The sequence below is a fragment of the Vibrio sp. 1F279 genome, from assembly GCF_041439815.1.
Taxonomy (GTDB): Bacteria; Pseudomonadota; Gammaproteobacteria; order Enterobacterales; family Vibrionaceae; genus Vibrio; species Vibrio tasmaniensis_A.
This window is the reverse complement of sequence record NZ_JBGOOU010000007.1, coordinates 127,689-139,840: the sequence shown is the minus strand read 5'-3', so window position 1 is coordinate 139,840 and position 12,152 is coordinate 127,689. Positions and strand designations below refer to the sequence as shown.

Here is a 12,152-nt window from a genome sequence, read left to right as displayed (position 1 = left end):
TTTAAACCTTCTATAATACATCCGCAAAGTGCGGCTTTAATCTTTTGAAACAAACAACACCAAATAATAAAGTAACAAAAGTCACAAACCAGAAGTATGCGGTCCAACTCATAGACTCCCAAAACCAAAGATCCGTTGTTAATGTGTTTCTATAGCCTTCAGTAATATAGAATACTGGGTTTAATTTAAATACCCACTGATATTGTTGGGGCACCATTGCGATATCCCAAAAAATCGGAGTGCCCCAAAAACCTAATTGTATTAGAACTGCGATAAACTGACCGATATCACGGAAGAAAATAACTATAGACGAGGTAATCCAAGACACTCCAATCATCAAAAGTAGTGAGCATATTAAGTAGTATGGTATTTGAAGCCAATTTAAACTTGGGTAATAACCATAAGCAAACGCAATTGAAAAAAGAATGGCTATAAAGAATAAGTGAATAATTAGTGCTGATATCAGTTTTACTATCGGTAGTAAACTAACCCTAAAAACAATTTTCTTTACAATATTTGCTTGTTCTACAATTGAATTAGTCGCATTTGACAACATTTCTGCTATGAAGAACCAAGGAATCATAGCTGAGACAAGCCAAAGTGTAAATGGAACTCCATTGGATGTAGGCTGCGCCTTAAAGCCAACTTGGAAAACGAACCATATAACCATAATCGTAACAAGTGGTTGAATAAATGCCCAAACACCACCAAATAGAGAGCCTAGGTATCTATTTTGGATATCTCGCTTGGCCATAGTAATTAATAACTCACGACTACTATAAATGCCCTTAATGAACTTTAATGGTATTTTATACATTTCCCTACCTTAAAATTTAATATAATAGCTTCTTAAGTTTAAGCTATTTAATCACGAATTATCAAACTATAGTGGAATGATTTCGTTAATTCTTTTTCCTATACTATCTTTTTCTGACAGAGTTGGTGGACTCTCAATTGGCCATTTAATATTTACGGTTTCATCTTTCCAGAATAAACAGTGCTCAGCTTCAGGGTTATAATAGTCCGTACATTTATAAACGAACTCTGCTTCTTCACTAGTCACATAAAATCCATGAGCAAAACCTTCCGGAACCCACAATTGACGTTTATTTTCAGCAGATAATAATTCCCCCACCCATTGTCCAAAAGTCGGTGAGTCTTTTCTAATATCAACAGCCACATCAAATACCTCACCGGACACAACTCGAACTAGCTTTCCTTGGGTATTTTTGGTTTGGTAATGTAAGCCACGTAAAATACCTTTTTTAGATTTGGAGTGGTTATCTTGAACAAATGACGTTGCTTTACCGGTTACGAGCTTTTCAAATTTATCTTGGCTCCAAGTCTCCATAAAGAAACCACGCTCATCACCAAACACACTCGGCTCTATAATTTTTACATCGCGAATAATTGTATTAATTACTTTCATTTTATTCTACCAATGATTTATAATAAACTGTTACTGCGTCACTGTTAATAATACTACCCTTATATTCTTTGTATCCAACCTTAAATTTATTATCATTAGTGTCATCAATAACAAAATCATAATCATCATTTAAGTTAAAGTTAGCTTTCTTGCACTGATAGTATCCATCCTCATTGGATTCATGCCACACATAACAACCTGACCTTGAATATAATGTGAATTTATTGTCTATTTTTGTTCTTATATATAAATTCATTACTGAAGAGGAATAGTCCAAATAATTACCCTCTTTCAAGTTGTAGTAAATATTCAAATCCTTATTTCCTTCCACCTCGTTCAAATAACTTGAAATAACCCCTAGCCGAACCTGCTTTGCTTTCGAACTTGAAAGTTGGGTGACACTAATAACACATGTTTGATACGTAAAAAACACAAAAGTAACTATAAACATAGCTCTCGCTGATCTATTCTTCCACTTTAACATCTCAGAATTTTCAAACATATCAGCGAATACATAACAGCATGAAAGAAAGATTAATAGGTTTGCAGCACTAAAATAGTAAAAACCTGAGGGCATTTTCAATGCAAATATTCCAAATGCATATGCATTTGCGCCTAGAAACAAGACAAACGCTCTCTGCAAATATCCACTACTTAATCCATTAATAATAAAAACAATAGATATAGCCAATGATAATAATAAGAATGGATAGTGGTATAACCCTTGAATACTGAAAGTGTATTCTAAGTATTGGATTAAGTCTCCTCCTTGCGTATATAATTCCCCCTTTGTTTGTAGTGATTGAATAATAATATACGAAATAAAGAACAGTACACTCATTACTAGCAAATACAATTCAAACGATAACTTTTTATACCAAAATTTCAAGTCAAGAATATCTTTATAGCTAATGATATTTTTTGATATCTTCAGGATAATCATTGCAGCTGAAAAAGCCAAATATATGACTAACGTAGGTTCTTTATAGTAAAGAGAAATACTTGCAAAAAGCAGACCTAATTTAATTCTACGTGTATCAGTTGATTCAAATGTAAAATAAAGGAACAGTAACAAAAAAAACAGTTGGTTTCGTTCCGGTATGATCAGGTTTGAAAATGATACTGATAGTGAGGAAATAAATATAGGGATTATCAATAATAACTTTAAATTATTACTTCTAAGTGGGATTAATTTATACAAGCAGAAAATTGAAATCAATGATTGTATAAAAGGGAGAGAAAACAAGCCTAAGAATCCAAACTTTTCTAATGTCAAAAAGTTGAATTCTTGGTGACCCAATGGAAAAAATCTCCCACTGTATAAAACAGGCCGTATGAGTGAATTTAAATAACCTACAGAGTCAGAGTGACGATATTCCAACGGTAAGAATAAGTTTAGCGCATAGATTGAAACCCCACCAATGAAAATAGCCACAACAATTACACTGAAAAAAGTTTTCTCTTTTAAGATTTTAACTTCAATATTATCTTTAAACATACCACAGACAATCGACTTCGGCTTGATGAAAATTAATATGGGGATTATCACTCCAAGAAAAACTAGAGAGAAGCAAATTTGGTCCAAACTCATGTCTAAAAACCTTATTATTCTATTTAATAGATAGTAATACTATACCAAATATAGTTAATACAACCCCTGATATTTGCAATCCACTTAAATACTCAGAGAATATAAAAACACCACTGAGGGTGATGCATAAAATAGTCAAGCCAGCCATAACAGGCGAAACTATCGATAATGGATACATAGAGTATATTTTTAGTGTAATAAGAAAACTACCGCCATAAAAAAATAGTGCCAATAACACACCATAGAGAAAACCATTACTTATAGATAATGGAAACACACGCCCACTACAGTATTTAAGTAATACCTGTGCAGAAACATTTAGTGAAATAGCAATAGCTATATATAAGATCCCTCCCATAATTATATCCTATTATTATTTTCTGTAACTCTGTCGATAATATACGTAGGTGCTTTATTCACTTCTATGAAAACCCTTCCTATATATTCACCAATAACGCTTAAGCCGATTAATTGAATACCACCTAGAAAATATATTGGCAGTGTAATTGACGCCCAACCAGGAACAGTTCCACCAAATATAATTGACATTGATAAAATATATAGCGACATTAAAATGCAAGTGAGAACAATAAGACCACCAAGTGCTGCAAACAATCTAAGAGGGACTATTGAAAAGGAAATAATTCCGCTTAACGCAAGATTCATCATTTTTTCAAACGTATATTTACTTTCACCATGTTCTCTATCGTAAACATCAAACTCAACAATTGAAGATCGTAAACCTAATGTTGGAATGATCCCACGTAAGAAAGGGTTTTTCCCATCATGTGACGACAAGATATCTAGGGCTTTATTTGACAAGCCTCGATAATCAGCATGACCCGGAACTAGGTCAATGCCTAGTTTTTTTGCTAATCTATAGAAACATTTTGCTAACGTTTTTTTTAATAATCCATCTGTATTTCTATCTTTCCTGACACCATAAACCACATCATTCCCATTCTTAAAGTCCAAAATGAAATCTTCTATTACAGAAGGGTCTTGTTGCAAATCCGCATCTAGGGAAATAGAGAAATCACACTTGTCTACCGAACAATCCAAGCCTGATTTCAGTGCGACTTGGTGCCCTTTATTAATGGAAAGCTTGATTCCTTTTATTTTATCATTATTTTCGGCTAGTGCTTCAATTCGAGACCATGTATCATCTTTTGAACCATCATCCACAAACAATATATCACTGGATATGTCAATCACCGCTCTATCAATGAGGTTTTCATATATAACTAATAGCTTCTCTGCACACTTATTAATATTAACTCCTTCATTGTAAGAAGGAATTATAAGTCTTAGTTTATTCATATCTTTTTATACCTAATTTTAGTCTACTCACCCAATCGCTTGCATTTATCCCAAACGTATTACGTATTAGTGTTGTATTGAGCTTAGAATTTTCTGGACGCTTAGCGAGAGTTGGGTACTCTTCAGTCGTTATTGAGTTAACTGCTGGTGAACACTTCAGGACACCTTGTTCAACCGCTTCATCAAAAATAGCTTGCGCAAACTGGCTCCAGCTTACATGTGGTAATCCAGAGAAGTGGTAAATACCAAACCTATCAGTTTCTCCATTACAAATAGCCTTAGCGATAGTTACTAACGCAGATGCGATATCACCGGCATAAGTCGGCCCACCAAACTGATCTCCCACAATACTTAGAGATTCATAGCTATTTGCTAAACGCAACATGGTCTTAACAAAGTTATTGCCATTCTCACCAAACACCCACGCAGTACGAAGGATAATATGTTTTTTACACTCTTGTGCTACGGCGATTTCACCTGCTAGTTTACTTTTACCGTAAACACCTTGAGGGTTTGTAGCATCCGTTTCTGCATATTCGCCTACTTTATCTCCATCAAAAACATAATCCGTAGAGATATGCAGCATTGCAGCACCAACGCTCTGCGCTGCTTGTGCGAGGTATTTTGGACCATCACGGTTTATCGCATAAGAAAGGTCAAGCTCCTCTTCAGCCTTATCAACCGCTGTATGTGCCGCTGCATTAATAATGATGCTAGGCTCAAATTCAGCCACAATAGCATTAACGGCCTCTTGACTAGTAATATCAAGATGCTCTCTATCAAGAGCTAATACTGCTATATTTTCATTATTGGCTAATTGTTTAGTTAGACAAGAGCCCACTTGACCATGACAACCGGTAATTAATACACGCATTAAGCATCAGCCCTCTTTTGAGATTCACTAACTAGGCGCGTTAAGTACTGACCATATTCATTTTTCATCATTGGTTTAGCTAGAGTCAGAACTTGTTCATCACTCAACCAACCGTTACGCCAAGCGATTTCTTCTAAACACGCGACTTTCAAACCTTGGACATTTTCAATCGTTTGGACGAAAGAAGAGGCTTCGTGTAGGCTTTCATGCGTACCGGTATCTAGCCACGCAAAACCGCGACCTAATAATTCCACATTCAGTGAACCATCGTTTAAGTACATTTCATTTAGCGTGGTAATTTCTAACTCACCACGATGAGAGGGCTTCACTTGCTTGGCCATTTCCACCACGCGATTATCGTAGAAATACAAACCCGTTACCGCGTAATTGGATTTTGGTGTTGCCGGCTTTTCTTCAATCGAAATCGCTTTCATCTCTTCATCAAATTCGACCACACCAAAACGCTCTGGGTCTTTGACTTGGTAGCCAAAAACTGTCGCACCACTTTCACGGCTGGCAGCATTTTTTAAAGTGTCACTAAATGATTGCCCATAGAAGATATTGTCGCCGAGTACTAAACAAACAGAATCATCACCAATAAAATCTTCACCTATAATGAAAGCTTGTGCTAAACCATCTGGGCTTGGTTGAATAGCATACTCAAGACTAATACCAAAATCAGAACCATCACCAAGCAAGCGCTTAAAACCTGCATTATCTTCTGGAGTCGTGATAATCAAGATGTCTTTGATTCCAGCTAACATCAATGTAGAAATCGGGTAAAACACCATTGGTTTGTCGTAGATCGGCAAGAGTTGCTTTGATACACCACGAGTCAATGGGTACAAACGAGTGCCTGAACCACCAGCTAGAACAATACCTTTCATTATTTACTTCCCTTTGATTCAGTTTTTTCTACACCTAAACGCTCACGTTGGTAACTACCATCTTGTACATTTTGACACCACGCTGAATTGTCTAGATACCATTGCACCGTTTTACGAAGACCTGTTTCAAACGTCTCCTCGGGTGTCCAACCTAACTCACGCTGCATTTTAGATGAGTCAATGGCGTAACGGCGGTCATGACCAGGGCGGTCTTGAACATAGGTAATTTGTTCTGCATACGCTGACTCTTTCGGTACTAAAGTATCTAAGATGTCACAAATAGTGTTTACGACTTCGAGGTTTTTCTTCTCGTTGTGGCCACCAATATTGTATGTCTCCCCGACTTTACCTTCAGACACTACTTTGTAGAGTGCCCGTGCATGATCTTCAACAAACAACCAGTCACGAATTTGGTCGCCTTTACCATAGATAGGAAGGTCTTTTCCTTCTAAAGCATTCAAAATGACTAATGGGATCAATTTTTCAGGAAAATGGTAAGGACCATAGTTGTTAGAGCAATTGGTTACGATAGTAGGGAGACCGTAAGTACGTAACCATGCGCGTACTAAGTGATCACTTGATGCTTTTGAAGCAGAGTATGGACTTGATGGTTCATACGAGGTTGTTTCCAAGAACATTGGCAGCTCAGTCCCTTCTGGAACTTCATCCGGATGCGGAAGGTCGCCATACACTTCATCAGTAGAGATATGGTGAAAACGAAATTCTGCTTTTGCACCCTCTTCAAGCTTATTCCAATATTCACGTGTCGCTTCTAGCAAGGTATAAGTGCCGACAATATTGGTTTCGATAAACGCTGCAGGGCCGGTAATAGAGCGATCAACATGTGACTCAGCAGCTAGATGCATGACAGCATCCGGTTTGTGCTCAGAGAACACTCGGTCAAGCTCTGAACGATTACAGATATCCACTTGCTCGAACGCGTAACGTCCATTCGAATCTACTTCTATAAGAGATTCTAGATTACCTGCATAAGTGAGTTTATCAACGTTTACCACACTGTCCGTTGTCTTATTTATAATGTGACGTATAACTGCTGAGCCAATAAAACCAGCACCACCGGTGACTAATATCTTCACAAAAACTCCTAAAATAAACCTTGATAATCAACAGACCAACACGCAGTAGCACTACTATCAGGCACGCTACCGCCCTTTGGTCAATAAGCGAAAACCACACTGCGCATTTAAAACTAAAAATGTAAATACAGCTATTATCTATGTAACGGGAAATATAATCAAAAAAAATCGTTAAACTTTGCTCCTGAGAGTGTTCAAAGTTTGATAATCCTATGTACACCAAACTCCAAATCTCGCTATACTCTTGGCCTATAGTTTTTCGCCCAATAACGAATAAGAGTTCAAGGTATGCAAGAGTTAGTTCCATTTGTTCAAGATAATATGATTTTAGCCATCGTATGGATCGGCTTGGTTGTTGCCATCATTGCGAACGTTATCAAGACATCAAACGCAGCTTACAAAGAGATCACGGCAGCGCAAACCACACACATGATTAATCGTGAAAACGGTGTTGTGGTTGATATTCGTACTAAGGATGAGTTCAAAAAGGGCCATATTACTGACGCAGTTCACATTTTGCCGTCAGATATCAAAGCAAATAGCTTTGGTAGCCTTGAAAGCCACAAAGCCGACCCAATCATCGTAGTATGTAAGACAGGTCAAACAGCTCAAGAAAGCGCTAACCTACTGGTTAAAGCTGGTTTCGAAAACGTAAGCGTGCTGAAAAGCGGCTTAGTGGCTTGGAGCGAAGCTAACCTACCTTTGGTGAAAGGTAAAAAGTAGTTAAAGGTAAGCTGACCTAACTAAACGAATATGACTTTAAGGTTTTGTTCAACAGAGATGGCGAACGAAGCCTAATTATAAATTTTTAAGGATAAGAAAATGGCTGAAGCAGCACAACAAGACGCACAACAGAACTTCGCAATCCAACGTATCTTCCTAAAAGACGTATCTTTCGAAGCGCCAAACTCTCCAGACATGTTTCAAAAAGAGTGGAACCCAGATGTAAAACTGGACCTAGACACTCAAAGCCGTGAACTTGGCGAAGGCGTGTACGAAGTAATCCTACGTCTAACGGTTACAGTTAAGAATGCAGAAGACACTGCATTCCTTTGTGAAGTTCAACAAGGCGGCATCTTCTCTGCAAGCGAAATGGAAGCTGGCCAACTAGCTCATTGCCTAGGTGCATTTTGCCCGAACATCCTGTTCCCATACGCTCGAGAAACAATTTCTAGCCTAGTGGTTAAAGGTACGTTCCCACAACTGAACCTAGCACCAGTTAACTTTGATGCTTTGTTCATGAACTACCTACAAAACCAAGCTCAGCAAGCTGAAGGCGAACAGGCTTAAGTCTCAAAGTAGAACTTAACTCCAACGATTCAAGCGCTAGTTAGCTTTTAAATGCACATCGCAACTTCTGCGATGTGCATTTTTTCTTTACACTGTACTAAAATTGAAAGCTCCTCTGATTTTAGTGGAAAGCTTTTCCAGAACTCTTCGATTTCCCTCATTATTTTTAGGTGGAAGCATGACAGAAACAATTCGCCCGACAATCTCGACAAACGCTTACGGCAAAGAGATCGCCATGACAGTAATTGGCGCAGGTTCTTACGGAACCTCTTTAGCTATCTCTCTAGCGCGTAACGGTGCAAACGTTGTTCTGTGGGGGCATGATCCTGTTCACATGGCTCGTCTCGAATCCGAGCGCGCAAATAATGAATTTCTACCAAATATCGACTTCCCAGAAAGCCTAATCATCGAGTCAGACCTTGAGAAGGCAGTAACAGCAAGTCGTGATCTTCTTGTTGTCGTCCCTAGCCACGTATTTGATATCGTTTTAAATAGCCTTAAGCCTCACTTAACAGATTGTTCTCGTATCTGCTGGGCTACTAAAGGTTTAGAACCGGAAACTGGTCGCCTGCTAAAAGATGTCGCTCACGATGTGCTTGGTAATGGGTACTCGTTAGCAGTTCTATCAGGACCTACCTTCGCCAAAGAGCTTGCGATGGGTATGCCAACGGCAATCTCTGTGGCTTCCCCTGATGCAGAATTCCTTGAGCAACTTCAAGAAAAGATTCACTGTGGCAAAACGTTCCGTGTGTACGCAAATTCAGATTTTATTGGCATGCAGCTTGGTGGCGCGGTTAAAAACGTTATCGCCATTGGTGCTGGCATGTCGGATGGTATTGGTTTTGGTGCCAATGCACGTACTGCACTTATCACTCGCGGTCTAGCTGAGATGAGTCGACTAGGCGCAGCTCTTGGTGCGCAACCAGAAACCTTCATGGGCATGGCTGGATTGGGTGACCTAGTGCTAACCTGTACTGATAACCAATCACGTAACCGTCGCTTTGGTTTGGCACTTGGCGCAGGTAAAGATGTAGATACAGCACAAGACGAAATTGGCCAAGTAGTGGAAGGTTATCGCAACACCAAAGAAGTTTGGTTACTATCAGAACGTATGGGCGTTGAAATGCCCATTGTTGAACAGATTTATCAAGTGTTGTATCAAGGGAAAGATGCACACCTAGCAGCACAAGATCTGCTTGCTAGAGACAAAAAGTCAGAAAGATAGTAAGAGCAGATACGAAATTAGAGTAAGCGAGATACGAAGAGAGTTAGAGGTACGGGTAATCAAGATGCGAATAGCATAAAGTAAATGACCCGAACAAAGTTCTCCAACTCGCTCGTACCTCACTCTTGAAGATGACGTTAGTATAATGCTCGTCATTGAAGAATGAAGTATCTGGAATCTCATTTACGCTAATTGGCTTTTCTAAGCTCTTCATATCTCTCATCTCGCTACGCGTATCTGGTTTAAAGGAATGGATGGAAAAATGAAACACTGTGAACAGCAAAAAGTTTGGCAATGCATAGTGAAGGAAGCTCGACAGCAGTCAGAGCAAGAACCTATGCTTGCGAGTTTTTATCATGCCACGATCATCAACCATGAAAGTTTAGGCGCAGCCCTTAGCTACATCCTAGCAAACAAGCTAAAGACGGCTTCAATGCCAGCAATGGCAGTACGTGAAGTGGTTGAACAAGCATTTAAGCAGGATCAATCGATTATTGATGCGGCAGCTTGTGATATTTGCGCGACGGTAAATCGAGATCCTGCGGTCGAGATGTACTCGATGCCTCTACTTTATCTGAAAGGCTACCACGCTCTGCAAGGTTACCGAGTAGCTAACTGGTTGTGGAAACAAGGGCGTATCGCACTTGCTACTTACCTACAAAACCAAATTTCAGTTGCTTGCCAAGTTGATATTCACCCAGCGGCTCGTATCGGTAAAGCTATCATGCTCGACCACGCCACTGGTATCGTGATTGGTGAAACTGCTGTCGTCGAAAATGATGTATCGATCCTTCAAGACGTTACCCTTGGTGGTACTGGTAAAGAAGGCGGCGACCGTCACCCCAAAATCCGCGAAGGCGTAATGATTGGGGCCGGAGCTAAAATACTCGGCAACATTGAAGTAGGTGAAGGCGCGAAGATTGGTTCATGCTCTGTGGTACTACAAGCCGTGCCACCTCATACAACAGTCGCAGGCGTTCCTGCAAAAATTGTCGGAAAACCGAAAACAGATAAACCATCTTTAGATATGGACCAAGGCTTCAATGGTCGCTCGCAAAATTTCATTCATGGTGATGGAATATAAGAGCTGATTCTAGGTTCGATGAGCCGAGATACGAAAGACTTAAGAGCAGATGCTGAAAACTAATAAGAGCAACATGACGATAATGATGAAACCAGTCCAAGTAATTAGCACTGTTCTTTTGATATCTTCCAGCCTTTGCGCTGTTCTTTTCTCTGCATCGCCACTTGCCGCATCGAAAGGGGAGCTGAAAGGTGTGTCGAGTGAGATATCTCGTCAACAAAAAACACTATCCTCACAACAGAAGAAGCTCGACAATTTACAGGCAAACCTCAAGCAACAAGAGCTCTCTATCTCCTTGCTTGAAAAAGCCATTAAAACAAGTAAAAAACAACTCAATACCGCCAATGCTAATGTTGCTAGCTTAGATAATAAGATTAAAGCGCTTACAGCACAGAAAAAAGCCCATACCGACAAGTTAGAGCAGCTGATTCAGACTTACTACATGACCAGCAGAGCCAAAGCCTCTTCTCACATCTTAAATACTGGCGTTGAAGAGGACCGCATTAGTCACTATTACCAACACCTCGCCAAAGCGCGATCTGCAACAATCAAAACGATCGAACAAACTCAACTTGAATTAGAAGAAAGCCATAAGCAACGCCAACTTGAGCAAGAACAAATAGCAACGCTGTTAAATCAACAGGTAGCAAAGCGCAACAAACTATCGCAGACCCAAACACAGCGTAAAAAGACTGTCGGCAGTATTAAGAAAAACATCTCTGGCGACAAAAATTACTTAGCCGAACTTCAACGTAATGAAACTCGCCTAAAAGCCGAAATAGCGAAAGCAGAAAAAGCCGCACGAGAGAGACGCAATGCTGTCCCTATGGATGGCTTAGCCAAACGTAAAGGTAAACTGCCTTGGCCAATCAAAGATAAAGTTCTGCATAACTACGGCTCACGCCAAACTGGCCAAGTAAATTGGAAAGGCATGGTGATCAAAGCGAAATACGGTCAGCAGGTAAAATCTGTTTACTCAGGCACCGTCGTATTCGCAGAGTATTTACGTGGGTATGGCTTAGTGGTGCTGCTTGATCACGGTAAAGGCGACATGACACTGTATGGCTTTAACCAAGCGCTTTTAAAGAAAGAAGGTGACAAGGTTAAAGCGGGTGAGGCGATAGCTCTCGCCGGTGACACTGGTGGACAAACCCGACCATCGCTGTACTTTGAAATTCGTAGAAACAGCCAAGCTCAAAACCCGAAAAGATGGTTGGTTAGGTAAAAACAGATACGAGATATAAGTAACCGAGATGCGAAGAACAAGCCCAAAGAGCTGAAAATTTCCGAATTCGCATTAATCAAACTCAGTCATTCCAGAATTGAGGGACGAAATATCTGGAATCTCGCTTGAG

General features: G+C 39.6%; 13 protein-coding genes. 5 read left to right on the top strand and 8 right to left on the bottom strand.

What is annotated here, in order from left to right:
- Window positions 1-10: 10 nt before the first annotated feature.
- From ACED60_RS07815 to rfbB, 8 genes are all read right to left on the bottom strand, one after another.
- Window positions 11-817 carry an ABC transporter permease gene (locus ACED60_RS07815; RefSeq protein WP_009847951.1) on the bottom strand — a complete coding sequence of 269 codons (807 nt, stop codon included), beginning with the start codon at window positions 815-817 and terminating at the stop codon, window positions 11-13.
- Window positions 818-883: 66 nt separating this feature from the next.
- Window positions 884-1,429 carry a dTDP-4-dehydrorhamnose 3,5-epimerase gene (gene rfbC / locus ACED60_RS07810; RefSeq protein WP_371727261.1) on the bottom strand — a complete coding sequence of 182 codons (546 nt, stop codon included), beginning with the start codon at window positions 1,427-1,429 and terminating at the stop codon, window positions 884-886.
- A gap of 1 nt (window position 1,430) precedes the next feature.
- A complete protein-coding gene (locus ACED60_RS07805; RefSeq protein ID WP_371727260.1) occupies window positions 1,431-2,927 on the bottom strand; it encodes a hypothetical protein in 1,497 nt (498 codons plus the stop codon).
- 112 nt (window positions 2,928-3,039) lie between these two features.
- Window positions 3,040-3,378 carry a hypothetical protein gene (locus ACED60_RS07800; protein ID WP_032555297.1) on the bottom strand — a complete coding sequence of 113 codons (339 nt, stop codon included), beginning with the start codon at window positions 3,376-3,378 and terminating at the stop codon, window positions 3,040-3,042.
- A 2-nt stretch (window positions 3,379-3,380) separates the two neighbouring features.
- The gene (locus ACED60_RS07795) at window positions 3,381-4,340 is read right to left on the bottom strand and encodes a glycosyltransferase family 2 protein (RefSeq protein WP_009847954.1); all 960 of its coding nucleotides are present in this window, start codon (window positions 4,338-4,340) and stop codon (window positions 3,381-3,383) included.
- Window positions 4,333-5,214 (bottom strand): dTDP-4-dehydrorhamnose reductase, encoded by an 882-nt coding sequence (rfbD, locus tag ACED60_RS07790; protein ID WP_009847955.1) that lies wholly within the window; start codon window positions 5,212-5,214, stop codon window positions 4,333-4,335. The genes ACED60_RS07795 and rfbD overlap by 8 nt, the downstream gene beginning before the upstream one ends.
- Entirely contained in the window at window positions 5,214-6,101 is an 888-nt protein-coding gene (gene rfbA / locus ACED60_RS07785) for a glucose-1-phosphate thymidylyltransferase RfbA (protein WP_009847956.1), read from the bottom strand. The genes rfbD and rfbA overlap by 1 nt, the downstream gene beginning before the upstream one ends.
- A complete protein-coding gene (gene rfbB, locus ACED60_RS07780; RefSeq protein WP_102257561.1) occupies window positions 6,101-7,198 on the bottom strand; it encodes a dTDP-glucose 4,6-dehydratase in 1,098 nt (365 codons plus the stop codon). Before rfbB ends, rfbA begins: the two co-directional genes overlap by 1 nt.
- A 288-nt stretch (window positions 7,199-7,486) precedes the next feature.
- Between rfbB and ACED60_RS07775 the strand changes: the two genes are divergently transcribed.
- The 5 genes from ACED60_RS07775 to ACED60_RS07755 all read left to right on the top strand — a co-directional run bounded on the left by ACED60_RS07775 (window position 7,487) and on the right by ACED60_RS07755 (window position 12,022).
- The gene (locus ACED60_RS07775; RefSeq protein ID WP_009847958.1) at window positions 7,487-7,921 is read left to right on the top strand and encodes a rhodanese-like domain-containing protein; all 435 of its coding nucleotides are present in this window, start codon (window positions 7,487-7,489) and stop codon (window positions 7,919-7,921) included.
- Between the two features lie 99 nt (window positions 7,922-8,020).
- Window positions 8,021-8,488 (top strand): protein-export chaperone SecB, encoded by a 468-nt coding sequence (secB, locus tag ACED60_RS07770; protein WP_009847959.1) that lies wholly within the window; start codon window positions 8,021-8,023, stop codon window positions 8,486-8,488.
- Between the two features lie 178 nt (window positions 8,489-8,666).
- A complete protein-coding gene (gene gpsA / locus ACED60_RS07765; RefSeq protein ID WP_009847960.1) occupies window positions 8,667-9,713 on the top strand; it encodes an NAD(P)H-dependent glycerol-3-phosphate dehydrogenase in 1,047 nt (348 codons plus the stop codon).
- A gap of 262 nt (window positions 9,714-9,975) precedes the next feature.
- Window positions 9,976-10,797 (top strand): serine O-acetyltransferase, encoded by an 822-nt coding sequence (gene cysE, locus ACED60_RS07760; RefSeq protein ID WP_009847961.1) that lies wholly within the window; start codon window positions 9,976-9,978, stop codon window positions 10,795-10,797.
- A gap of 73 nt (window positions 10,798-10,870) precedes the next feature.
- Complete coding sequence (locus ACED60_RS07755) at window positions 10,871-12,022, top strand: murein hydrolase activator EnvC (RefSeq protein ID WP_261879032.1); 1,152 nt, start codon at window positions 10,871-10,873, stop codon at window positions 12,020-12,022.
- Window positions 12,023-12,152: the final 130 nt, after the last annotated feature.